This window comes from Flavobacterium ardleyense, assembly GCF_042686085.1.
GTDB lineage: Bacteria > Bacteroidota > Bacteroidia > Flavobacteriales > Flavobacteriaceae > Flavobacterium > Flavobacterium ardleyense.
In genome coordinates this window covers 247,937-272,909 of sequence record NZ_JBHUOL010000010.1, presented here as the reverse complement: position 1 = coordinate 272,909, position 24,973 = coordinate 247,937, and the positions used below count along the sequence as shown (strand labels likewise).

26 protein-coding genes are annotated in these 24,973 nt (G+C 33.1%); 12 read left to right on the top strand and 14 right to left on the bottom strand.

What is annotated here, in order from left to right:
* The first annotated feature begins 13 nt into the window (after window positions 1–13).
* From dapF to ACFSX9_RS05125, 5 genes are all read left to right on the top strand, one after another.
* Window positions 14–796 carry a diaminopimelate epimerase gene (gene dapF, locus ACFSX9_RS05145; protein ID WP_379805260.1) on the top strand — a complete coding sequence of 261 codons (783 nt, stop codon included), beginning with the start codon at window positions 14–16 and terminating at the stop codon, window positions 794–796.
* 95 nt (window positions 797–891) lie between these two features.
* Complete coding sequence (locus ACFSX9_RS05140; protein ID WP_379805258.1) at window positions 892–1,422, top strand: GNAT family N-acetyltransferase; 531 nt, start codon at window positions 892–894, stop codon at window positions 1,420–1,422.
* A 12-nt stretch (window positions 1,423–1,434) separates the two neighbouring features.
* Window positions 1,435–2,475, top strand: a complete 1,041-nt coding sequence (gene mltG / locus ACFSX9_RS05135; protein WP_379805256.1) for an endolytic transglycosylase MltG — start codon at window positions 1,435–1,437, stop codon at window positions 2,473–2,475.
* 114 nt (window positions 2,476–2,589) lie between these two features.
* Complete coding sequence (locus ACFSX9_RS05130; RefSeq protein ID WP_379805253.1) at window positions 2,590–3,483, top strand: DUF2279 domain-containing protein; 894 nt, start codon at window positions 2,590–2,592, stop codon at window positions 3,481–3,483.
* Window positions 3,484–3,579: 96 nt separating this feature from the next.
* Complete coding sequence (locus ACFSX9_RS05125; protein WP_379805251.1) at window positions 3,580–4,224, top strand: peptidoglycan-binding protein LysM; 645 nt, start codon at window positions 3,580–3,582, stop codon at window positions 4,222–4,224.
* Here ACFSX9_RS05125 and ACFSX9_RS05120 read toward each other — a convergent pair whose 3' ends face one another.
* From ACFSX9_RS05120 to dnaA, 3 genes are read right to left on the bottom strand one after another with little or no spacing between them, the layout of a single operon-like run.
* The gene (locus ACFSX9_RS05120; protein ID WP_379805249.1) at window positions 4,225–4,953 is read right to left on the bottom strand and encodes an SAM-dependent methyltransferase; all 729 of its coding nucleotides are present in this window, start codon (window positions 4,951–4,953) and stop codon (window positions 4,225–4,227) included.
* A 10-nt stretch (window positions 4,954–4,963) separates the two neighbouring features.
* A complete protein-coding gene (locus ACFSX9_RS05115; protein WP_379805247.1) occupies window positions 4,964–5,413 on the bottom strand; it encodes a low molecular weight protein-tyrosine-phosphatase in 450 nt (149 codons plus the stop codon).
* The gene (dnaA, locus tag ACFSX9_RS05110; protein ID WP_379805244.1) at window positions 5,414–6,841 is read right to left on the bottom strand and encodes a chromosomal replication initiator protein DnaA; all 1,428 of its coding nucleotides are present in this window, start codon (window positions 6,839–6,841) and stop codon (window positions 5,414–5,416) included.
* A gap of 202 nt (window positions 6,842–7,043) precedes the next feature.
* Between dnaA and ACFSX9_RS05105 the strand changes: the two genes are divergently transcribed.
* Entirely contained in the window at window positions 7,044–7,445 is a 402-nt protein-coding gene (locus tag ACFSX9_RS05105; protein ID WP_379805241.1) for an acyl-CoA thioesterase, read from the top strand.
* A gap of 5 nt (window positions 7,446–7,450) precedes the next feature.
* Here the strand turns inward: ACFSX9_RS05105 and ACFSX9_RS05100 are convergent, their stop codons facing one another.
* From ACFSX9_RS05100 to ribD, 4 genes are read right to left on the bottom strand one after another with little or no spacing between them, the layout of a single operon-like run.
* Window positions 7,451–8,065: an IMPACT family protein gene (locus tag ACFSX9_RS05100; protein ID WP_379805239.1), complete on the bottom strand. Its 615-nt coding sequence runs from the start codon at window positions 8,063–8,065 to the stop codon at window positions 7,451–7,453.
* Between the two features lie 2 nt (window positions 8,066–8,067).
* On the bottom strand, window positions 8,068–8,928 hold the full coding sequence (locus ACFSX9_RS05095) for an EamA family transporter (RefSeq protein ID WP_379805238.1): 861 nt from the start codon (window positions 8,926–8,928) through the stop codon (window positions 8,068–8,070).
* Window positions 8,929–8,931: 3 nt separating this feature from the next.
* Complete coding sequence (locus ACFSX9_RS05090) at window positions 8,932–9,537, bottom strand: HAD family hydrolase (protein WP_379805235.1); 606 nt, start codon at window positions 9,535–9,537, stop codon at window positions 8,932–8,934.
* Entirely contained in the window at window positions 9,530–10,591 is a 1,062-nt protein-coding gene (gene ribD / locus ACFSX9_RS05085; RefSeq protein WP_379805233.1) for a bifunctional diaminohydroxyphosphoribosylaminopyrimidine deaminase/5-amino-6-(5-phosphoribosylamino)uracil reductase RibD, read from the bottom strand. Before ribD ends, ACFSX9_RS05090 begins: the two co-directional genes overlap by 8 nt.
* Before the next feature lie 179 nt (window positions 10,592–10,770).
* Between ribD and ACFSX9_RS05080 the strand changes: the two genes are divergently transcribed.
* From ACFSX9_RS05080 to prmC, 3 genes are read left to right on the top strand one after another with little or no spacing between them, the layout of a single operon-like run.
* Window positions 10,771–11,247, top strand: a complete 477-nt coding sequence (locus ACFSX9_RS05080) for a GNAT family N-acetyltransferase (RefSeq protein ID WP_379805231.1) — start codon at window positions 10,771–10,773, stop codon at window positions 11,245–11,247.
* 1 nt (window position 11,248) lies between these two features.
* Entirely contained in the window at window positions 11,249–12,181 is a 933-nt protein-coding gene (locus tag ACFSX9_RS05075; protein ID WP_379805229.1) for a hypothetical protein, read from the top strand.
* Window positions 12,171–13,025 (top strand): peptide chain release factor N(5)-glutamine methyltransferase, encoded by an 855-nt coding sequence (prmC, locus tag ACFSX9_RS05070; protein WP_379805227.1) that lies wholly within the window; start codon window positions 12,171–12,173, stop codon window positions 13,023–13,025. The genes ACFSX9_RS05075 and prmC overlap by 11 nt, the downstream gene beginning before the upstream one ends.
* Window positions 13,026–13,133: 108 nt before the next feature.
* On the opposite strand, the gene ACFSX9_RS05065 is transcribed toward prmC, so the two are convergent.
* Entirely contained in the window at window positions 13,134–14,375 is a 1,242-nt protein-coding gene (locus ACFSX9_RS05065; RefSeq protein WP_379805225.1) for an ABC transporter permease, read from the bottom strand.
* A 223-nt stretch (window positions 14,376–14,598) separates the two neighbouring features.
* On the opposite strand from ACFSX9_RS05065, the gene hisS reads away from it, so the two are divergent.
* From hisS to ACFSX9_RS05050, 3 genes are all read left to right on the top strand, one after another.
* On the top strand, window positions 14,599–15,969 hold the full coding sequence (hisS, locus tag ACFSX9_RS05060) for a histidine--tRNA ligase (RefSeq protein WP_379805223.1): 1,371 nt from the start codon (window positions 14,599–14,601) through the stop codon (window positions 15,967–15,969).
* 149 nt (window positions 15,970–16,118) lie between these two features.
* Entirely contained in the window at window positions 16,119–16,469 is a 351-nt protein-coding gene (locus ACFSX9_RS05055; protein WP_379805221.1) for a hypothetical protein, read from the top strand.
* A 14-nt stretch (window positions 16,470–16,483) separates the two neighbouring features.
* On the top strand, window positions 16,484–18,586 hold the full coding sequence (locus tag ACFSX9_RS05050) for a S41 family peptidase (RefSeq protein ID WP_379805219.1): 2,103 nt from the start codon (window positions 16,484–16,486) through the stop codon (window positions 18,584–18,586).
* 6 nt (window positions 18,587–18,592) lie between these two features.
* Here ACFSX9_RS05050 and ACFSX9_RS05045 read toward each other — a convergent pair whose 3' ends face one another.
* The 6 genes from ACFSX9_RS05045 to ACFSX9_RS05020 form a co-directional block, all read right to left on the bottom strand.
* Window positions 18,593–19,540: a tRNA dihydrouridine synthase gene (locus tag ACFSX9_RS05045; RefSeq protein WP_379805217.1), complete on the bottom strand. Its 948-nt coding sequence runs from the start codon at window positions 19,538–19,540 to the stop codon at window positions 18,593–18,595.
* Between the two features lie 31 nt (window positions 19,541–19,571).
* Complete coding sequence (locus tag ACFSX9_RS05040) at window positions 19,572–20,249, bottom strand: carboxylesterase family protein (protein WP_379805215.1); 678 nt, start codon at window positions 20,247–20,249, stop codon at window positions 19,572–19,574.
* Between the two features lie 121 nt (window positions 20,250–20,370).
* On the bottom strand, window positions 20,371–20,733 hold the full coding sequence (locus tag ACFSX9_RS05035; RefSeq protein WP_379805213.1) for a hypothetical protein: 363 nt from the start codon (window positions 20,731–20,733) through the stop codon (window positions 20,371–20,373).
* A gap of 3 nt (window positions 20,734–20,736) precedes the next feature.
* Window positions 20,737–22,041, bottom strand: a complete 1,305-nt coding sequence (rimO, locus tag ACFSX9_RS05030; RefSeq protein ID WP_379805211.1) for a 30S ribosomal protein S12 methylthiotransferase RimO — start codon at window positions 22,039–22,041, stop codon at window positions 20,737–20,739.
* 231 nt (window positions 22,042–22,272) lie between these two features.
* Window positions 22,273–23,805, bottom strand: coding sequence for an OmpP1/FadL family transporter (locus ACFSX9_RS05025; RefSeq protein ID WP_379805208.1), 1,533 nt, complete (start codon window positions 23,803–23,805; stop codon window positions 22,273–22,275).
* 38 nt (window positions 23,806–23,843) lie between these two features.
* Complete coding sequence (locus ACFSX9_RS05020) at window positions 23,844–24,965, bottom strand: hypothetical protein (RefSeq protein ID WP_379805205.1); 1,122 nt, start codon at window positions 24,963–24,965, stop codon at window positions 23,844–23,846.
* Window positions 24,966–24,973: the final 8 nt, after the last annotated feature.

Below are 24,973 nucleotides of genomic sequence, written 5' to 3'. Positions count from 1 at the left end.
AAATAGAAATATAATGAAGCTCACTTTTTATAAATACCAAGGAACTGGAAATGATTTCGTGATGATTGACAATCGCACCGACTTTTTTCCAAAGAAAAATATTCAACTGATTGAAAGACTTTGCGATAGACGTTTTGGAATTGGTGCAGACGGATTAATTCTATTAGAGAATCATCCGCAATATGATTTCAAAATGGTATATTATAATTCGGACGGAAACGAAAGTTCAATGTGTGGCAATGGTGGCAGATGTTTAGTAGCTTTCGCGAAGCAAATGGGCGTAATTTCCGATAAGGCCGAATTTGAAGCCGTCGATGGTTATCATTTCGCCACAATTAATGCCGATAATAATGTTGCCCTTCAAATGAAAGATGTTGATGCCATAAAAAACGAAACTAATTATACTTTTTTAAATACAGGTTCGCCTCATCACGTGGCCTTAATTTCAGATTTAGAAACTTTAGATGTAAAATCCGAAGGTTCAAAAATTCGGTATTCTGATTTATATGGAAATGCAGGAAGTAATGTTAACTTTGTAAGGCAAATTTCAAATGACACTTTTGCAATTCGCACTTACGAAAGAGGTGTGGAAGATGAAACTTTGTCGTGTGGAACTGGAGCAACAGCTGTAGCCATCGCAATGCATCAAACCGGAAAAACAAAAAATAACACGATTAATATAAAGGTACAAGGCGGAAAATTAAAAGTAAAATTCGAAGAAAATAATGGAAATTACACCAAGGTTTTTCTAATCGGACCCGCAACTTTTGTATTTGAAGGAACAATTAATAGTTAATTTATGGTAGCAATTTTTGGAATAGTATTGGTTTTGCTATTAATAGTAGCGGGTGTTGCAGTTGCAATAGTATTAAATAAAAAAGACAAATAAATTTGATAACACTTAAAGGAAATAGCATTTATTTAAGAGCTTTAGAGCCCGAAGATTTAGCTTTTGTTTACCGAATAGAAAATGACGAAACTATTTGGGAAGTTAGCAACACACAATCGCCTTACAGTCGCTTTTTAATTCGTCAGTATTTAGAAAACGCACATCAGGATATTTACGAAGCAAAGCAATTGCGTTTAGCGATTTGTTTAAACAACACCTTGGAAGCCGTCGGATTAATCGATTTATTTGATTTTGATCCTAGAAATAATAGAGCAGGAGTTGGAATTTTAATTTCAAATGAAAACCATCGCAACCAAGGAATTGGAGGACAAGCCTTGGAGCTAATTATTCAATACGCGTTTCATCAGTTGCAATTGCATCAGTTATATGCAAATATTGGGAGTGAGAATGAAATTAGTTTGCAACTTTTTACTAAATTTGGCTTTCAAATCATTGGCACAAAAAAAGATTGGATGAAAGTAAACAACGTTTATAAAGACGAAATGCTTCTTCAATTAGTAAATAATAATTAAAAATTTTCTCTCTTGAACGTAAAAAAAGTATTTTCAATAATTGTTGTTGCTGGAGCGCTTGTTGCAACATCTATCTGTGTTTATGTTTATTTTAAAGCATTTACGCCCAATACAAAATTCTCTCAAAACGAAGTTTTTGTATACATTCCTACCAATTCCACTTATGAAGACGTGAAGGGAATCATGGAGCCAATGGTTGAAAATTTCAGCAAATTTGATTTCGTTGCCACTTCAAGAAATTACGATACATCTGTAAAATCAGGTAAATTTTTATTAAAAAACGGAATGACGAGTTTTGATATCGTTCGAAGCCTTCGTTTAGACGTTCCCGTTAAAGTTGCTTTTAATAATCAAGAAACTATAGAGAAACTGGTAGAACGTTTATCAAGTCAGCTTGAGCCAGACACTTCAACATTGAAAGAGGCTTTTACAAACCCAAAGTTTTTAGAAGAAAATGATGTTACAGAAGAAACAATCTTAGCTGTATTCATTCCTAATACTTACGAGTTTTATTGGGATACACCAGCGGATAAAATTGCTAGTAAATTAGCTAAAGAATACAAGAAGTTTTGGAATCAAGAGCGTTTAGATAAAGCGAAAGCGAAGAATTTAACACCTACAGAAGTTAGTATTTTAGCTTCAATAGTGCAAAAAGAAACTGCAAAAGTAGATGAACGTCCTGCAGTTGCGGGAGTTTATTTGAATCGTTTGCAACAAGAAATGCCATTGCAAGCAGATCCAACCGTGATTTATGCCATAAAAAAGAATTCGGGCGATTTTGATCAGGAAATCAAACGTGTTTTCTTCAACGATCTTCGCATAAATTCGCCCTACAATACCTATATTAATAAAGGATTACCTCCCGGACCAATCGCAATGCCCGATGTTTCGTCAATTGATGCCGTTCTAAACGCAGAAAACCACGATTACATTTATTTCTGTGCTAATCCAGACAAACCGGGTTATCACGCTTTTGCTTCAAATTATGCAATGCATCAAGAAAATGCAAAACGATATTCGGCTTGGGTAAATAAATTAGGCATAAACCGATAGATTTTGGAGCGAATGGCTTGTGCTTCTTTGGTTTCCTTATTCCTGCTTTCCGCTGCAATTTTTTATAAAACTTTTGGGTTTTATAAAAAGATTTCCACTCCAATCAGGGCTAGTTTGTGTTTTATTTTCCTTTTTGGTTCTGTTTTCAGTCACGCACAATCGTCTTTTGAATCTTTTCTAACACCTTCCGATTCCTTAAATAAACCTAGAAAATCGAGTGTTTATATTGGTGAATCAGTTGTATTAGGAGCAACACTAATTGGTTTGAACCAAATTTGGTACAAAGATTATCCGCAATCTAATTTTCATTTTTTTAACGATAACGACCAATGGTTACAAATAGATAAAGTCGGACACTTTTATTCTTCCTATCATTTAGGTAGAGCAGGAGCTGAATTGTTGCAATGGAGTGGTGCTTCTCAAAAAGAACAATTAATTTATGGTGCAACAGTCGGATTCGGATTTTTAACGGTTGTCGAGGTTTTTGATGGCTTTTCGCAAGAATGGGGAGCATCAACCGGAGATATTATCGCAAACGCAACCGGAACCGCTTTATATGTTTCGCAAGAATTACTTTGGAAGGAACAACGCATCACGCCAAAATTCTCATTTCATCAAACAAAATTTGCACAACAACGGCCAGAAACGCTTGGGAAATCTTTAAATGAACAATTATTAAAGGATTATAACGGACAAACGTATTGGTTGTCTTTCAATATTCACTCTTTTACTAAAGATTCCTTCGTGCCAAAATGGTTAAATCTTGCCATCGGTTATGGAGGCGAAAATATGCTTTACGGAAGCAATTCTGACGCGCTCAAAAACGGTATTTTTCAACAAGAATATCGTCAATTTTACCTAAGTCTGGACATAGATCTGACGAAAATCGATACAAAATCACATTTTTTGAAGTCGCTTTTCGCTGTTTTTAACACTATAAAAATTCCTGCACCTACTTTGCAATACGATGATTACAACGGAGTTAAAGCACACTTCATCTACTTTTAGAAAAGATTAACAAGCTGTAAATCAATATTATAATTTTTTTTGTATCTTTGCCCCGGTAATTTCAGATGAGTGACAGACGCTGAGAAATAACAATTCATGATAAAAAAAGGGTCTTACATTTTAGGATTGACAATCCTAGTTGCAGTAATTTCGTCGGGTTTTATTAGCCTAGACGAAAAAAAGGTAAAAGGGTTTCATTTAGCGGATAACGAAGTGATTCAGTACACCGTAGAAAATGAAGTTATAGTAGAAGAAGTGGTCGAAGTTTCAGTACCACATGTAGGAAAAACCTTCGCAGGTTTTGCTCAAAAAATGGCTTACCGTGAGTCAAGAGGTATTTTACATTTAGTTAATCCATTTGGATACATGGGAAAATATCAATTCGGTAAAAGTACATTACGAACCGTGGGTGTATATGATTTTCAAGAATTTTTGCGAAATGCCGAATGGCAGGACAAAGCTTTCAAAGCTTTAATTGCTCGTAACAAATGGCAATTGCGAAAAGAAATTGAAAAATACTCAGGTAAGGTAATCAACGGAATCGAAATTACAGAATCAGGTTTAGTGGCGGCTGCTCATTTAGGTGGTGCAGGCTCAGTAAAAAAATACTTGAGAAGTAATGGTAGAAATGGTTTTAAAGATGGTTTTGGAACCTCGTTATCAAGTTACATGAAAAAGTTTGCAGGTTATGATGTTTCACACATCGATGCAGATGTAAATGCAAAAGTAGTTTTAGAATAATTACATTTTGTGTATAATAAAGATACAAGGTCGATTATGTAAATCGGCCTTTTCTTTTTTCCACTCGTTAATAGTTTTCGTTTTTATGTATTCTGTTGGTAATGTAATATCACAAGCCACACATAAATACGTACTAGGTTGCAATATTTGCACCAAATCCTCCATTAATTTATTGTTTCTATAAGGTGTTTCAATAAACAATTGCGACTGGTTTTTTTCATGCGATAAGCGTTCGAAACCTTTAATCGCTTGTTTCTTGTCGTCTTTGTCTATTGGTAAATAACCATTGAAGGCAAAACTTTGTCCGTTCATGCCACTTGCCATTAAAGCTAGTAAAATGGAACTCGGACCTACTAAAGGAACCACTTGAATTCCTTTTTCGTGCGCGATTTTTACAATCACAGCACCAGGATCAGCAATACCAGGACAGCCTGACTCACTTAATATTCCAATGTTTTCGCCATTTAAAAGAGGCTTTATGAATTCGTAATGCGCAGCCGTTTCAGTGTGTTTGTTTAATACTGAAAATTTCAACTCAGGTTGTTTTTTTTCAGGATGAATGATTTTTATAAATCGACGAGCAGTTTTTTCATTTTCAACAATGAAAAGGTCGATAAAATCAATGGTTCTTTTAATAGTTTGTGGCAAAACATCTTCCGGAACAACAGTAGTTTCTCCAGGATTAGACAATGTACAAGGAATTAAATAGAGTTTTCCAAGTGATTTCATAATGGTGATTTTAAAGTTTCGTTGCAATTATTCCGCAAGCTTGTTCTAAAATATCAAAAACATTTTCAAAACCATCGTCTCCTCCATAATAAGGATCTGGCACGTCAACATTTTCGTTTGGAAAAATTTCGTTTAAAATTAGTTTTACTTTTAATTTTGCTTCTTTAGTAGGAGCTAAGGCAATTACATCTTGATAGTTAGAATTATCCATTACATAAATGAAATCAAAAGTATCAAAATCACTGACTTTAAATTGACGTGCTCTTTGGTTTGTAATGTCTAAACCTCTATTTTTTGCTGTTGCAATAGAGCGTTTATCAGGTAATTGACCTGCGTGCCAAGCGCCAGTTCCAGCGGAATCAACAAAACAATCTTGTGGAAGATTAGCACGCATAATTCCTTCTGCCAAAGGAGATCGACAAATGTTTCCCAAGCAAACCATTAGAATTTTAACCGACATTTACAGCGATAATTTTTTGTTGATATCGTCAACAAACTTTTTAAATTGTTTGTCTGTAGCTACTAAATTATCTACAGTTTTACAAGCGTGCAAAACGGTAGCATGATCTCTATCTCCAATTTGCGAACCAATATTGGCTAAAGAAGCTTTCGTGAATTTTTTTGCAAAAAACATAGCTAATTGACGAGCTTGCACCACGTGACGTTTTCTTGTTTTAGACTGTAAAATTTCAATGTCTAACTGGAAATAATCAGAAACAGTTTTCTGAATATAATCAATAGAAATTTCACGCTTTACATTTTTTACAAATTTCTCTACTACCTGTTTCGCTAAGTCAATAGTTACTTCACGCTTATTGAAAGAAGATTGAGCAATTAATGAAATAATAGCACCTTCTAATTCACGAACGTTAGACTTAATGTTTTTAGCGACATATTCGATTATTTCTTCGGGGATCTCAACACCATCTCTATATAGAATATTCTTCAGGATTGAAATACGTGTTTCGTAATCGGGTTGGTGTAATTCTGCTGAAAGTCCCCATTTGAATCGAGATAATAAGCGTTGCTCAATATCTTGCATGTCCACCGGCGCTTTGTCAGATGTAAGAATTACTTGTTTTCCATTTTGATGTAAATGGTTGAATATGTGGAAGAAAACATCTTGTGTTCCTGATTTTCCTGATAAAAATTGAACATCATCAAGGATTAACACATCAATCAATTGATAGAAGTGAATGAAATCAATACGGGTATTTTTCTTAACCGAATCAATATATTGTTGCGTGAAGATTTCAGCAGAAATATATAAAACAGTTTTTTCAGGATATTTATCTTTAATCTCAACACCAATAGCGTGCGCTAAATGCGTTTTCCCTAAACCAACTCCTCCAAAAATCAATAACGGATTGAAAGAAGTTCCTCCAGGTTTGTTAGCAACCGCCATACCAGCACTTCTTGCTAATCGGTTTGCATCTCCTTCTAAGAAGTTGTCAAAACTATAATTAGCATTCAGTTGTGATTCGATTTTTAAATTGCGAATACCAGGTATTATAAATGGATTTTTAAGTTCCGGATTTTTATTTGCAATCGGCACATCAACTTCTTGGGTCTTTACTGCCGTTCTATTGTAACTAGGAATTTGTTCAGTAAATGGAAGTTTATTACCATAAGTGTTTTCCATTCTAATTTTATACAATAACTTTGCACTTGGACCAAGTTCTTTAGTTAATGCCACTTTTAATAATTTCACATAGTGTTCCTCTAGCCACTCGTAGAAAAATTTACTAGGTACTTGGATAGACAACGCATTGTCATTTAGCTCAACTGACTGAATCGGTTCAAACCAAGTCTTGTAGGCTTGATCTTGAATATTGTCTTTAATAAAAGACAGACAGTTGTTCCATACTGATTGCGCAGTTTTAGTCATAAAATTGTAATTATCAGAAGTTGTTTTTTTGTTTTGTATAGGTTACCTTACAAAAATAATAAGGTCTTATTTTGCTCTTTATTTGGGTTAGCAAATATGTGAACAATTTTCTGTATAAAAAAGTTTTTTTCTATTGATTATGCGGAAAAAATATTGTAATGAGTATAGGGATTTTTAATTTAAATAAATAATATAATTTAGTATGAAAGAATATGAGTTTCAAGTTCGTGTGCGTTATGCGGAAACAGACCAAATGGGAGTGGTGTATCATGGTAATTATGCACAATATTTTGAAATGGGTAGGGTGGAATGGCTAAGAAACATGGGGGTTTCCTATAAATGGATGGAGGAAAACGGTGTTATGCTTCCAGTGGTGTCTTTGTCAATGAATTATAAGAAGCCTGCCCGATATGATGATTTGCTAACGGTTAAAACAATCTTGAAAAGTCAGACTTCTGTGAAGATAGAATTCGACTATGAAATCTATAATGAGGAAAAGGAGTTATTAACAACTGGATACTCAATGTTGGTGTTTGTGGACATGAAATCTGGTCGTCCAATTTTGCCTCCAGATTATGTTTTGGAGAAGATAAATGCCTTGTAAAAAAATTAAAGTTCGGTTATTTTAATTTCGTACAAACTTTCAAAAGTGTCCAATAAAATTTGGACATTTTTTTTTCTTGTGGCAATCTCAATTTCGCAATCCATTTCCATTTTTTGCGCTATAATTTGTAGATTTTTTTCTTTTATGATGCGCATCACTTTATTCATATTTGCATAGCCAAAAGAAATAATAAAATGAATGTCAATTGTTTTCTCAATAATTGCTGCATTTTCTAATGCCATTTGTGCAGTAGTTTTATAAGCTGTGATTAAACCGCCAACGCCGAGCTTTACGCCACCGAAGTACCTGACAACTACAATTAACACATTAGTAACCTCAAACGATTGTATTTGACCGTAAATTGGCATTCCAGCACTGTTATTTGGTTCGCCGTCATCATTAGCGCGATATTGAGTTTTTTCAATACCGATTTGGTAAGCATAACACCAATGTCTTGCTGAAAAATGATCTTTACGTAGTTTTTCTAAGATTTCTTTTACGTCTTCTTCGGAAGTCACAGGAAAAGCGTATCCAAAGAATTTACTGTTTTTTTCTTTAAATAGGACTTCTTCAGATGGAAGTGCAATAGTTTTGTATGTATCGTTTTCTAAGGTTGACATTTTTAATAAGTAACTAAAAATAAGGCAAATAAAGCCAATCCTATTCCGAAAGCATTCCGTTTTGAAATGGTTTCTTTGAAGAATAAGATGCCCACAAAGGTAGAAACTATTACGATAGCAATGTTATGAATGGTAAATAAAGTGGCACTTTGAAACGCTTTTGCTTCTAACATTTTCACTAAAAAGTAGAGTGCGAAGTAATTAGGAACACCTAAAATGATGCCGCCAATGATATTTTTTCCCTTGAATGCTATTTCGCCTTTTATAGATTTATATAGAAGTGCTAAAATTCCAACAACGAATGCAAATAAAAAAGTAACGGTAGAAAATAATTGTATTCTATTTGTTGGAAGGTAAAATGTTTGTAAGTATTTCAAACTAGAATCAATTATTCCGGCTCCAAAAAATACTAAAATCGGATAAAGTAGAAAATTACATTTTTTAGAAATTGAAGCTTCTTTCATCGATGTGAAGTAAACAGCAAGCAAAGCTATCGCTATTCCAATAATTTTAAGTGGACTTAGGTGCTCATTATATATGAAAACACCTAGTCCAACAGGAATAATAACGGACATTTTTGAAGCAACCGTTGCTACAGAAAGTCCGTTTAGCTGCGAAGCTAAAGTGGTGAAATAAAAATTCACAATAAAAACAATACCTAAGAGAATGCTTCCTATTAGCCAGCTCTGGTTTCCTACTTCATAAATGGTTGTTGATTCTTCTAAAAATAATAGCCCAACTAAAAAAGCCGTTAGATAATTAACGACAAGTGCTTGTAAGACATCAATGTCGTATTTGGCAAAAAGCTTAAATAGTACAAACGGTAACGTGTTGAATAAAATGCTTAGAAATAAATAAACCACTAATTATTCAATAATTTTTTTATCGAAAAGTTCAGTAACGTCATCTACTCCAGGTTGTAATGTCCAAACTAATAAACCCAATTCAGCAGCTACATCTGTATTTTTCTTGTTGTCGTCAACAAAAAGAGTTTTTTTAGGATTTAAGTTGTGATTGTTTATTACGTATTTGAATGTGTTTTCGTCTGGTTTTCTCAAGCCAATTTCGTAAGAGAAATATACTTTTTCAAAACAACTGTAAAAATCACGCGCGAAAGTTTGTCCCACATGATGTTCGAACTTTTCAATATGTGTATGATCGGTGTTGCTTAAAAGAAATAAGCGATATTTTGTAGCGATCATTTGAAGAAATTCTAATCTATATAAAGGAAAACTGCCTAAAATTGAATTCCAAGCGGTTCTAATTTCAGTCAATTCGGCATTTGGTAAATATTTTTGGAAACCTTGTAGAAATTCTAGTTCGTCAATTTTTCCAATTTCATACAGTTTGTTTAATTTATCTAAATCATCATGCCAAGCAGTTAACCCTAATTTTTTAAATTCGGTATCAATTGCTTCATTGTTTAAATCTAAAAAAACGTCTCCAAAGTCAAAAATAATAGCTTCAATCATAATTTCTGATTATATTAATGTGGTCTTTTATTATATCAAAACTAGAAGAGATTTCGCCATTTATCTTTGGCGCTTCCAATCCGTCTTGAAATTTTATACTTCCGTTAAAAATCCTTGCTTCGTCCCAAAGTCCTTCGTTTATAAAGGTTTGTAGCGTAGTTGTTCCGCCTTCTATCAATACAGATTGTATGTTGTTTTTATATAATATGTTTAAAATAGAATGGGCAAGGCTATTTCCAAAGATAGCATTTTCATAAGTACAATTTTCAGTTGATGTGAATTTTTTACTTTCTGTTATAAAAATTGTTTTTAGAGATGCGTCTTTAACATTGAATTTCTCTGAGATTTTACCAGTTTTATCCAAAACAATTCGAATAGGATTATTTCCTACAAAATCTCTTGCGTCTAATTTCGGATTATCTTCTAAAACCGTATTTGTTCCTACTAAAATTGCTTGCTCTTCCGTTCTCCACTTGTGGACCAATTGACGCGAATAGGGATTTGTAATCCAAACCGGAGCTAATTTGTCATGCTGAACTTGTTTCAGTATCTTTTTTGGAGCAATAAATCCGTCTGAAGTTTCAGCCCACTTTAAAACTACATAAGGTCGTTTTTTCTTATGAAATGTAAAAAATCGCTTGTTGAGTTCGTTGCATTCCTCTTCTAAAACGCCAATGGTTACGTTTTTACCACTTTCAACCAATCGTTTGATGCCATTTCCGGCTACTTTTGCGAAAGGATCAACCGTTCCAATTACTACATTCGGAATTTTATTGGCAATAATTAAATCGCAACAAGGCGGTGTTTTTCCAAAATGACTACAAGGTTCTAAAGTCACGTAAATCGTCGCATCTTTCAATAATGATTTGTCTTTTACAGCATTTACTGCATTGACTTCAGCGTGCGGTTCGCCAGCTTTTCTGTGCCAACCTTCGCCAATGATTTGGTCTTTGTAAACAACAACACTTCCTACTAAAGGATTTGGATAAGTAGTTCCCAAACCGTTTTTAGCCAATTCAATACAGCGTTTTATATAAAATTCGTGTTTAGTCATGATACAAAAGTAGCATTTTTAAGATTAAAATAATAAACATTTAAGTCAGGTAAGTTTAATAATTTTAAATATTTTACTATTTCTAATTTTATTCTCAGGATTGGAAAAACTTAAATGACTTATATGTTAAAAATTTAAAAGTACTAATCGGTTCAACCAATTTATGTATTTTTACCGCTATGATAATTAGAGAAATCCAACAAAAAGATAATGCGCAAATTGCCGAAGTAATTAGAGCTATTTTTCACGAATTAGATGCGCCAAAGATTGGAACTGCTTATGCCGATCCAATTTTAGATACTTTATTTGAAGTCTACCAATCGCCACGTTCCAACTATTATGTGGTTGAAAAAGATGGAAAAGTAGTAGGCGGTTGTGGAATTGCACCCTTAGAAAACGAAGCTATTTCTGTTTGTGAATTGCAGAAAATGTATTTTGCTCCTGAAATTCGAGGAAGCGGTTATGCCGAAAAAATAATTCAAAATTGTTTAGAATTTGCCAAAGCACAAAATTTCGAATTGTGTTATTTGGAAACTTTGTCTTTTATGACAACGGCTCAAAAGTTATATCAACGAATTGGTTTTGAAAATCTTTCTGCTCCAATGGGAAATACAGGTCATAATAGTTGTCAAGTTTGGATGATTAAACATTTATAATATGAAAATTAAGATTTTACTTCTAGTATTGGTTTCGGTAGTTGGATTTTCTCAAAAGAAGAAAATTAACCAAGAATATGATTACATCAATAATTATTATCAACTTGTGTATCAAGCGCATTTCGAATATTTGAATAAAGATTATCAAAAAGCTTATGATTTATTAAAAACGGCGGAAAAGAATTGCCCTTTGCTAAATCAGACAGGAATTTACGAGCCAAGAATTTTGGCAGAATGTGCTACGTTTTTAAATAAACCAAAAGAAGCAGTTTATTATTTAGAAATATTAGTTAGAGATTATGGCTATAATTTTAATAGCATAAAAAATGATTCTATTTTTCTCAATATTCAAAACACAAAGTCTTGGAAGAAATTACATCGAAATAAAGAAAAGTATGCTAAAAACTATATAGAGAAAGTAGATTTTAATTTACGAAAAGAGTTGCATCAAATGAAAATTGACGACCAAAGTGTTAGAACAAATGGATATGATGAAGAAAAAGCAAAGGTGGTTGATAGTGTTAATCAATTAAAATTGTATAAGATTGTTGTTGATTATGATTTTTTCCCCGGCCATTCATTTAATCAAGTTGGAAATTATAACGTAGATAATTATGATCCTGAAATCTCAGTTTTAGTAATGCATATTAGAAGTAGTAAAGCTGATTTTTGGAAGCCAATTTTACTTGACTTAATTAAAAGAGGTAGAGCGTCTGCTAAACTCTATGGTAATTTGTCAGACAGTATATTAAGAAGTAACGGAGTTTTTGATTATGGCATTTATCAAAATATTGAAAAAGAAAAGATTAATGATTACGGAAATTTAGATAAACGAAGAATTGCTGTTGGGCTGCCAACTTTAGCCTATCAAAATTTTGTTTACGAATATTGGGAAAATATGTTTAAAAAATATAATGAGCAAAATGAAAATTAAAGCGCTAAAATTTTACTTTTTCGAATCTTTAAAAGGAATTCACGATGAAAATGAAGTCGAAAGTTTCTTTTTCATCTTAACTGAATATTTGCACAATTTGAAACGAATTGATTTAGCTTTAAATCCGAATGTCGAAATTTCTGAAGCAGAAGTTCTAAAGTGGGAAGTTATAATTTCCCAATTAAAAACAGAAAAACCGATTCAATATATTATTGGCGAAACTTGGTTTTATGATTCGAAGTTTTATGTAAATGAACATACTTTAATTCCTCGCTCTGAAACAGAAGAATTGGTAGATTGGATTATTGAAACTGAAAATAAAAATAACAAAAGAGAAAAGCTAACGATTTTAGACATAGGAACTGGAACGGGTTGTATTCCGATTTCATTAAAGAAAAACATTCCTCAAGCCGAAGTTTCAGCGATTGACGTTTCAGATGAAGCTTTGAAAGTCGCCCGAAAAAATGCTGAATTAAATCAAGTTGAAATCAATTTTATCCTTCAAAATATTTTAGAAACGGAAGATTTAAAGCAACAATTTGAAATTATCGTTTCGAATCCGCCTTATGTGCGCAATTTAGAAAAACTGGAAATTAAGAAGAATGTTTTAGACTTCGAACCGCATTTAGCATTATTTGTTGAAGATACCGATGCTTTACTTTTTTATAGAAAAATTGCTCAACTAGCTCTAAAAAACCTAACGCCAAACGGATTATTGTTTTTCGAAATTAATCAATATTTAGGAAAAGAAACTGTCGAATTACTTGAAAATTTAGGTTTTAAAAATATCGAATTGAAGAAAGATATTTACGGTAATGATCGAATGATAAAATGTACAGTTTAAAATTGTAACACAAAGTTTCACAAAGTATTTTCACTAAGTTACACTAAGATTTAATTTAAAACTTTGTGTGCATTGTGTATTCTTTGTGGCTTTGTGGTTAAGAAAAACTTATTCATGTCTCAACGCCTCAACTGGATCTAATTTTGATGCCTTTACCGCAGGATATAATCCAGAAGCTATAGTTACAATAAATGTAGTTATTACCGCAGCAATTACTGCTGTCCAAGGAATCACAAAGGAGAAGCCAATGGCCGTAGCAATTCCCCAACCACTTAAAACACCTAAGATAATTCCTACCAAACCGCCTAACTGACCAATTACTAAAGTTTCAGTAAAAAATTGTCCAGCAATTGTCGTTCTCTTCGCACCAAGCGCTTTCCTAATCCCAATTTCTCGTGTTCTTTCTGAAACGGAAACCAACATAATATTCATCAACGCTATGGACGAACCGAATACCGTAATAATTCCAATTACCCAAGCTGAAATGCTTAAAACTGCTGTATTGGATAATAAAGTCTGAATTAAATCATCGCTTCTTTCAATTCCAAAATCATTTTTTGAAACCGGATTAAGTTTTCGAACTCTTCGCATTGTAATAATGGCATCATCTACCGCTTCGTCTAGCAATGCTTCATTGTCGACCATAACATCTAACGAATAATTAATATTTGGAGCAGAAAACAGAGAACGCGCCACTTGTATCGGAATTAAAACACGTAAATCCTGACTGTTTCCAAAAGTGGAACCTTTTTCCTTTAATACGCCAATCACTTTAAATTTTGCACCACGAATAGAAATTACTTTATCAATTGGATTTAAACCCGCAAACAAACCTTTTTCAAAATCAGAACCTAAAACGCAAACGTAATTGTTGTTTTCAATATCAAATGAATTGAAATTTCTACCACTTGCCACTTTTAAGCCTTTATTTGGACAAAAATTATCATCCACGCCCAAAATACTAATTTCAGGGTCGGTTTTCTTTTCACCATATTTCACTTCAACAGCTGAACCAGCAGTAAAAGATAGTGAAGTATTTGTAAAAGGGAAATTATATTTATCTTGAAAAGCCTTTGCTTCCGGATAACTAATTATTGAATTTACTCTTTGCGTAGCATCATTTTGATTGATTTCGGCAGAGAAATCGTATTGACTAATCGAAAAAGTATTAGCTCCCATAGAAGCAAAATCTTTTAGAATAGTATTCTCTAACGCCGAAACTACCGTTAGAATACAAACCAAAGCTGTAATTCCAATAGCAATAATCATCACGGTTAAAGATGTTCGCAAAGCCTGACTTTTAATAGAATCAAGCGCAATTTTCGTGTTTTCTTTAAATAATCCTACCATAACTATAAGACTAAAGAGTGTGTTTTTTGTTACATAATATTAATATTAAATATTTTAAACAGATAAGTCATTTAAGTTTACACTTTAACTTTTTAAGCTTTTAAAATACTCATATGACTTATATGTTTAATTAGTTTGCTATTTTTTTTTTAAACGTTGAATAAATCCGATATTTGCACAAGAAACGATTAGATTACCAATTCATAAAATTCTAAATTTCACCATGGCTCAAAAACCAAGTATACCAAAAGGAACAAGAGATTTTTCACCTGCAGAAGTAGCGAAACGCAATTATATTTTCAGTACGATAAAAGCGAATTTTGAGAAGTTTGGATTCCAACCTATTGAAACACCTTCGTTTGAAAATTCGGAAACTTTAATGGGAAAATATGGTGAAGAAGGCGATCGCCTGATTTTTAAAATTTTAAATTCAGGAGATTATTTAGGTAAGGCCGATGCTACTTTATTGGAAAATAGAGACAGCTTGAAGTTAACGAGTCATATTTCTGAAAAAGCATTGCGTTATGATTTAACGGTTCCGTTTGCGAGATATGTGGTGCAACACCAAAATGAAATTGAATTCCCATTCAAAAGATATCAAATTCAACCGGTTTGGAGAGCAGATCGCCCACAAAAAGGACGTTTCAGAGAATTTTTTCAGTGTGATGCTGATGTTGTAGGTTCGAATTCGCTTTGGCAAGAAGTAGAATTAGTGCAATTATATGATTCGGTATTTAGTCAATTGGGACTAGCTGGCGTTACTATAAAAATCAACAATCGTAAAATATTATCCGGAATTGCTGAGGTAATTGGTGCTTCGGATAAATTGATTGATTTTACGGTGGCTTTGGATAAATTAGATAAAATAGGGGAAGACGGTGTGAAAAAAGAGATGCTTGAAAAAGGGATTTCAGATGAAGCGCTAGTAAAAGTACAACCGCTATTCAATTTCACCGGAACAATAACTGAAAAAATACAAAAATTAGCTGATTTATTGGCATCATCTGAAGAGGGAATGAAAGGTGTGAGCGAATTGCAATTCATCTGTGATAACGTCGCTGCTTTAGGATTACAAACTGCTTTCTTAGATTTAGATGTAACATTGGCTCGTGGTTTAAATTATTATACAGGAGCAATTTTTGAAGTTTCAGCTCCAAAAGGAGTAGCGATGGGTTCGATTGGCGGTGGTGGTCGTTACGACGATTTAACCGGAATTTTTGGCTTGAAAAACATGAGTGGCGTTGGAATATCCTTTGGTTTAGACCGAATTGCTTTGGTAATCGAAGAATTGGGTTTATTTCCTGAAACAGTTTTAGCAACGTCAAAAGCGTTATTCTTGAATTTTGGAGATAAAGAAGCTTTGTATGCGATGCAAGCCATTGGGAAATTACGTCAATCGGGCATTAAAGTGGAATTATATCCTGATAATACGAAGATTGGGAAACAGTTTCAACACGCTGATAAAAGAGGAATTCCATTTGCAATTTTAGTAGGTGAGGAAGAAATGACGTTGAATGAATTTACGCTTAAAAACTTAGCTTCTGGTGAACAACAAAAAGTAGATTTTGCAACATTAGTTACTTTATTACAATAAATAATAGTGGAACTTCGTTTTGTGTTTAAGCGTTTCACTAGCGAATTTTTGAACCTTGATTTTACAGATTTTATAAATTAAATAAATTTCAAAGATAACTTTGCTATGGTTTTTAAATCTTAGTGTCTTTGCGATTAAAAAAAATAAAAATGAACAATATAGACGACGAAGCTAATAAAGTGATTTGGTCGCTTCAAAACAACAAACGTACTGAGGCAGAGCGTAATGTATTTCAGCCTACCGGAAAAAAACCGATGAATAAAAATCTGGTTTATGTTTTATCGGCTTTGGGAATTACGTTAGTCTTAAGTTATGTCTTAACGTTTTTTGCTAAGGAAACGATTAGTTTTTGTTTTTTACTAGAAACGTATTGCTTCAATTCGCTTGAAAATCCAATTGCTTTTACCTTTTTTATCTTCATGAATCTTTGGATTTTGATCCTTGGGGTAGGAATCGCCTATATTATAGGAAAGAAAATAGGAGATCATTTTAAGGTTTAATTTAAAATATTAGTATGAAAAAATTTATTGTTTTTGCGTTCATTTTTCAAGTATCTATACTTTTTTCACAAGGTTTAGATTATAATTTAAACTTTGACAATCCAGCACTTTCTAACTGGGTTATTGATGATGAAAATCAAAACTTCAAGTTTGATAAGGTTCAAAAAGTGAGCGGATCGCAATCACTTCTTTTAACAGATCCCGAGCAAAAAGGCAATGGAATAAGCAATGTTATAAGAGGTTCTTTTGAAGGCGAATCTATACGTCTTAAAATCTATTTGAAAACCGAAGATGTCAAACAAGCTTTCATATATTTGATTGTTGGCACTGATAAAGTTGAAAAGTATTTTAATTTAGGCCCTACTTTAGAAGGAACTAACGATTGGAAAGCATACGAAGTGACCCTTCCTTATACGCCAGACTGTGATAAAATTACCATCGCGGCTAATTTTTCTGGCGGTCAAATTTGGTTGGACAATGCCTCTTTAGAAATAAATGAAATCGCTATAGAAAATCTAAAACCCGGAAAATTTATTTCAGTTGAAAGAGAAAATTCAGGATTTAAGTTAAAAAATAATTTATCAAAAAACGAAACGAAAAATTTATTTTTATTAGGGAAAATATGGGGTTATTTAAAATATTATCATCCTACTCTTACATCGAACAGTAAAAATTGGGACAATGAGCTTTTTGATAATCTTCCTCTAATATATTCAATGAATTTTGAAAAGGATGTTTTAAATTGGGTAAAAAAGCTTGAAGAGGGTGAAATTACGAAGTACGATTTTAGCAATAATAACTTTAAACAAGCAGGCAATTTAGGCTGGATTGATAAGGGTTTTAAGACAGCAGATTTAAAACGTGTACTTTTAAATGTTGCTAATTTTAAGAGAGAAATTAAACAGTATACAGTTACGAGCAGTGAAGAAAGTGGTCTGAGTTTTCAAAACGAATTTGCATACGAATCAATGAATTCTAGTGATGATGGAATTAAAATTTTAGCATTATTTAGATTTTGGAACGCTATAGAATATTGGTATCCTTATAAAAATTTAATTTCTAAAAACTGGGATGACGTGCTTATGCAGTTTATTCCAAAGATCGTTGCTACTAAGACAGAACTGGATTATGCATTATGTCTTAATGAATTAGTAGTCCAAATAGAAGATACACACGGTATGTTATTTCCAAATGAGTTAACAGGTGAATATTTTGGCAATTATTCTTTATCAATAAATACAAAATTCATTAAAGATAAGCTTGTAGTAACTCATGCTATGGAAGAATCAAATCTTATTGCTGGTGATATTCTTACTTCTATTGATGGTAAATCAATTGCATCTTTGAAAGCGGATTTGAAAAAATATAATGTTGCTTCTAACGATAAAACAACACTCAGAAATCTGGCTACAGAAATTAATCGTACTAATAAAGATGATGTAAAGCTTGGGATAGAACGCAATGGAAAGAAAGTACAGTTAATTTCAAAAACTATTAAATTGAATGAAGTTAATAGTGCATCTAAAAATTCGTACGAAATAAATGAAAAAATAGGCTATTTAAATGCTGAAAATGCTTCTGTACAACAGATTGATAGTTTATTCCAAAGTTGGAACAACAAAAAAGCAATTCTAATTGATCTAAGAAATTACCCGAAAGAAAATATAGCTTTTGTAGTTTCTCGTCATTTGCACAAAAAAGAATTTGTGGTTTTTCAGGCAACTGAAGCAAAACTAGAATATCCGGGATATTTTGCGCCAATACCAGAAATTAAACTTGATGAGTTTATTAGTCCCGCTTATGAAGGATTGATTTATGTTCTTGTAGATGAAAACAGTCAAAGTAAAGCAGAATTTAGTGCAATGGTATTGCAATCCTATCACAAAACAAAAGTTATCGGAAGTCAAACCGCCGGAACGGATGGTGCTGCTTCATTTTTTATTTTACCAGGAAACTACACTGCGTACTTTACCACTCAAGGTATGTACTATTCAGATTGGAAGCCTGCTCAAAAAATTGGAATTGTACCTGATGTAAATATTGAAAGCACACTTATAGATATTAAAAAAGGAACAGACGCTGTTTTAAATAAGGCAATTGAATTGGCGAATCAGTAGTTACTATTATTTTTCTCCTTTAAAAATCTCCTTAACAGCAATTTCATAGTTTTTACTATTTCCTGCTTTTTTAATCTTTTTATAGGTTTTTTGTGGATTAGAAAATGATTCCGAAAAGTATTCCCAAAATCCCAACATCTTCATACGAATAGGTGTTGGCCCAGATAAATACGCGTCATATTCTTGATAAATGGTATCGTGAAATTCTTCAAAAATTTCAAATCTGTTTTTCGGATATTCGGCAGTATCATTTTTAATCATCGAAGGTAAAAATGGATCCGAAATTAAACCCCTTCCAATCATAAAATGATCGATTGAAGAAAAACGTTCTTGCATTTCTTTAAACTTCGCTACAGTCGTAATATCGCCGTTGTAGTATAATTTATGTTTGGTATGTGCTAAACAATTTTGAAATGAATCTAAATCAACTCCACCTTTGTATAATTGTTTGCCAATTCTTGCATGAATCGCAATATTTTTAATTGGATATTGGTCTAAAATTGGAAAAACATCTAAAATTTCAGTCGGATTTTCGTAACCCATTCGCATTTTCATTGAAACAATTATATCTGTTTCATTATGAACACGCTTTAAAATATGTTCAATTTGATCCGTATTTTTAATCAATCCTGAACCCATTCCACATTTTGCAACCATGGGATAAGGACAACCTAAATTCCAGTTCAATTCTTTGTAACCTAATTCCTGAACGTACTTCGCCACAAATAGAAATTCGTCCGCATCACTAGTGATGATTTGTGGAATAACTTCTAATGTCGTGTTGTTTTCTGGTAGAATATCTCTTTCATAAGAACCTTTAATGACTAATTTTCCGTTTAGTTTTATGTAAGGCGAATAGAAAGTGTCTATCCCTCCAAAGTATTTGTGGAACGCATTTCTAAATCTAAAGTCGGTAAATCCTTGAAGTGGAGATGATAATAAGGTTGTATTCATAGTTTGCAAAGATAGTAGATTTCTAGTGAAATCATTCTCTCTTTTGCGCGAATAACCAATCGTACATTGCATCTTCGTGAAAAAGTTGCTCCACACTACTGTGATTTCCACCTTTTATTATCGTGAAAATTAAATTTGCTTTTTTATTACACTTTTTAATAGCGTTCACAACTTTCTCTGATTCCGAAATAGGAACAATAAAATCTTTATCGCCGTGTTGGATCCAAAGTGGAATAGTTCCTAGTTTGCATCCGTCAGCGGTATTTCCACCACCGCAAATAGCGACAGCCGCTGTGATTTTATCAGCGTGTTTTCCGGCAAAATGGAGTGTTCCATAACCGCCTAAACTCATTCCGCAAACATAAATTCTAGTATTATCAGTATTATAGTTTTTTTGAACGTATTCTAAAACTTCTAAAACTTTGTCAGGATTCCAACTTCCTTTCGCTAATTGAGGGGCAATAACTATAGCCGGAATCTTTCTTCCTTTTTCCATTGCGCGTAATACACCATAGCGTTTCACGCGATTTAAATCAGTTCCCGAAAGACTTTTTCCATGAAGAAAAATAAAAATAGGCTGTTTCTCGTTCTTTTCAGCAGTCGGAACATTGATCCAAAATGGATAAGTAGTTTGGTTAGTGATTGTTTTTAATTGGGCAATACCTAAAGTAGAGCCAATGAAAAACATAAGAATATAAAGTGATTTCATAAATTATTTTTAAGCTTTTTCAGTATTTCTGAAGTTAGCTTGTTCAATTTTCAATTGGTAATTAATGATAACTAAAATAATCACTTTATAATCCTGTTTGTGTAAAGGATTTTTAAAGAATTTATTTTTTAGAAATCAATTTGTCATATTTTTCAATTTGCTCAGGTGAAAGCGACTTTTTGATTTCTGCATTAAATTCGTCTCCAATTTTACTTATTTTATCTCTCTTTTCTATGTCAGAATAAGCAGTAGATTCAATTATTTCTTTTGTTATGGCTTGATTGTCATTGATTAAATTACGTACAATAGCTTCTTGGAATCCATCAAGATTTAATTTGTCTTTTAAAATTTCAACTAAATCAATTTGTTTATTTTTGTTTTTCTTTTTGTTTTCATATTGTCCAGCACCAATAGATCTATTGACCTGTGCTGACAATGTTGTAATCGAAAAAATAAAAATAATTACAAGAAAAATCTTTTTCATACTTTAAGAAATTGGTTCGGCGTACAAATCAAATTCAGTAGCATCTGTTACTTTTAAGTTTACAAAATCTCCTGTTTTTAAATAGTATTTAGAAGCATCAACTAAAACTTCATTATCCACATCCGGACTATCAAATTCAGTTCTTCCAATGAAGTGTTGTCCTTCTTTTCTGTCAATAACACATTTAAAAGTCTGACCAATTTTTTCCTGATTCAAATCCCACGAAATTTGCGATTGTAAATCCATGATTTCAGCAGCACGTGCTTGTTTCACTTCTTGCGGTACGTCATCTTCTAAAACGTAAGCTCCCGTATTTTCTTCATGCGAATAAGTAAAACAACCTAAACGTTCAAACTTCATTTCCTGAACCCAATCACGAAGAATTTCAAAATCTTCTTGTGTTTCACCAGGATATCCAACAATTAATGTTGTTCTAATAGCCATTCCAGGAACTCTTTCTCTGAATTCTTGTAATAACTTAGTTGTTTTTTCTTTGGTTGTTCCACGCTTCATAGATTTCAGAATTTTGTCTGAAATATGTTGCAACGGAATATCAATATAATTACAAATCTTTGGTTCGCGTTTCATTAAATCTAAAACATCCATAGGAAAACCAGTCGGGAAGGCATAATGCAAACGAATCCATTCAATTCCTTCTACTTTTGAAAGGTTTTCTAATAATTCGGCGAGATTACGTTTTTTGTATAAATCCAATCCGTAATACGTTAAATCTTGAGCAATTAAGATCAATTCTTTAACACCGTTTTTCGCTAAACCTTCTGCTTCTCTCACTAATTTTTCAATCGATTGCGAAACGTGAGTTCCACGCATCAATGGAATCGCACAAAAACTACAAGGTCTATCACAACCTTCCGCAATTTTTAAATACGCGTAATTTTTTGGCGTAGTCGTTAAACGTTCTCCCAATAATTCGTGTTTATAATCTGCTCCTAAAGCTTTCAATAATAAAGGTAATTCTGTAGTACCAAAATATTGATCCACATCCGGAATTTCCTTTTCTAAATCAGGACGATATCTTTCCGATAAACATCCAGTTACGAATACTTTATCAACAATTCCTTGCTCTTTTTTTTCTACATATTCCAAAATCGTATTGATCGATTCTTCTTTTGCATTGTCAATAAAACCACAAGTATTAATTACAACGATGTTTCCTTCTTGTTCATGAGCAACGTCTTTGCCACTGGCTTTCAACTGTCCCATTAAAACTTCGCTATCATAGGTGTTTTTTGAACATCCTAGCGTAATTACATTGATTTTATTTTTCTTTAACGATTTGGTTCTCATGCTTTTAAATTTGAGGTGCAAAATTACATAAAATAATCAGTAGAAGCACCAGCTATTGTGAATTTTTTAAAGGTTTGGTCCCGCTGTCCGTTTTATCTTTTTTCATCTTCTAAGTTTGGTAAACTTAAAAGATAAAAAAAGGATGCCACTCCCATCGGGGCTAGTAGCTGAGGTCGGTCCAAAAAAAAACCACTTCGATTGAAAAGTGGTTTTGTATAATATTTTAAATTCTTAGAAGTTAATAGAGTAGGTAAGCGTTACGTTGTTATTTGTAGTTCTTATTCTAGCTGTATCGTTCATTCCTGAAGAAATTAATGCCATGTTGTAATTTCTGTGGTCATTTGCGTAAGCTAAATCTAATTTACTTTCACCAAAATTATAACCAATCCCTGTTGAATATCCCGTTAAATCACCCATTGCAAAATCGTTTTTGTATGGACTTTCTTCAAAGCGATAGCCGCCACGAACACTCCATTGCTTTATTTTGTATTCCCCACCAATTCTTAATTCGTATGCGTTTTGAAATAGGTTATCCATATCAGTATTTAAATTACGGTATGTGTCATCGCTTGTTGGTTTAAATTTTGTGTTGCTATAATCTTTCATTGCGTAATCAATACTTAACAAACCTATTTTGTCAAATATGTAAGCAGCACTAACTGTCCATTTACTAGGTGTTTGTATTTTGTAAGTATCGTAAAGATTCGTTGTGTTTGGTGCTATAACCTCACGAAAATCGCTAACGCCATCGGTTCTAACAACTATTAAGCGTTGTGCTAATTCATCATTCAAGCGATACCAAGTTGGAGACTCATAAGCAATTCCACCTCTAAAACTTTCTGTAAATTTATAGATAGCTCCTAAATTCAGTGAGAATCCTGTACCGTAAGTATACAATTCGTTGTCAAATTGAATGTCTGTAGCAGTAAAACCAGTATCATTTAAACGATTGTTATTACTTTCATATACAGATGAACTTTTTAGGTAATCTGTGAAATGTGCATTTAAGTTAATTCCTAAAAACAATTTGTTTTGATAAGAAGTCGCAAAATTAAAAGATAATTTGCCATTATAACCTGTAGTAGTAACATAGTTGTCTTGGTAATAATTTCCACTAGTCTCTACATTACTGAAATAAGATTCAGGTGCGTCAGTATCAATTAAATAACCTTGAAAAGCTAACATTGCTTGTTGTGCAGGAAAACCTAATCCACTAGTCTGTCCTAAATAAGTATATAATTCAGTGATTGATTCTCCTTGTTCTGTTACAACATATTCAAGAGGTAGGCCTTGTGCTTTATCTAAGAAATAACGATCAATAGAGTTATTTGGGTTTACTCCAGCATTAAAGAAGCGATTGTCAAAATCATTAGTGTTTTCATAATTTAAACCCACTACAATTTTAGACCAATCAGATTTCCCTGACTTATCATTAAAAACTAAAACGGCTCCAATCTGATTTAAATCTAATGTGCTAAATTTGTCATTTGTTACATTTCCAAAGTAATTGGAGTTGTTTTTAGAGTTAAAACTACTTCCTGAAATACTTGCATAGTTGTTGTTAAAAAATGCTGAACCTGCAGGATTGACATTGATAGCAGACATATCGCCTCCAACAGCTCCAAAGGCGCCACTCATTCCTCTAAAGCGAGCCGTTCCTGTTAAATTATTTGTAGCATATCGCAATGCGTCATTTATTGTGGTCTCTTGAGCAGTTGACAGCATAGCGCTACCTAACAAGAGTGATACTATAATTTTTCTCATTTTATTTATTTTATAAGATAGAATTCTAAATGTAACAATTAACCGCGTCCGCCTCTGCCACCGCTAGAAGTACGTCCGCCACCGCCGCCAGAAGAGCTACCGCCTGAACTTCTTGGAGTTGAATAGCTATTGTTGCTTCTAGGGCTTGAATTAGAATTATCTCTAGTTGTGTTTGTTCTTGCCGGAGTTGAATTATCTCTTGGTGTAGAGGTTCTTGGTGTAGAAGTTCTTGGGGGAGTAGAGTTATCTCTAGGCGTAGAAGTCCTAGGCGTAGAAGTCCTAGGCGTAGAAGTTCTTGGCGTTGAGTTAGAATTATCTCTTGGTGTGTAAGTTCTTGTTGGAGCGGAATTGTTTCTTGGCGTAGAAGTTCTAGGTGTTACAGTTCTTGTTGGAGAATTTGTGTTTCTTGTATTATTTATTCTCGAAGTTCTAGAGAAGTTAGTATTTGTTCTTCCTTGGGTATTATAATTCCCTGAATTTCTTCCAGAATTCCCGTTGTAATAACCATCACCACCTCTTCTTCCAGCGTTTCTTACTGTATTTCTTCCATAGTAACCACCGTAGTAACCATTGTTGTAATAGCCATTATTGTAGTAACTGTTATAATATCCATTGCCCCAGCCTGATCCATAATAACCTCCCCAGCCGTTTCCGTACCAAGAATTCCATCCATAGCTTGGGCCGTACCAAGAACTGAAGCCAATTCCCCAGCCACTTCCATAATAGCCACCATATCCATAATTAGAATATCCCCAATATGGAGAATACCAATTATTCCAACCTGAGTTGTAATAATTGACAGTTACATCAGAAGCATTATTTCCCCAGCCTGCGTAGCTGTTATTATTGTTATAATCATTTCTGTAGACTGTTACAACCGTATCTTGATCTTGCGATTCATAATTTTCTACATCAGTGAAATACGAATAATCTTCTTGCATAGCTCTGAATTGTTGCGTATACTCATTAGATTTTTCAATATTTTGTTCACTATATTTGTTCTCAGTTCGCTCTTGTGGGCGTTCTGCAGATTTGTAAACACCATCGTTATCATAATACGATGAATTTTGGTACGAACCACATGAAGTGGTGAATATTGCTAATAGACCAAGTATGGAAAAAGCAATGTATTTTTTATTAATAGTAGAATAAGTTTTCATAGCGCTTA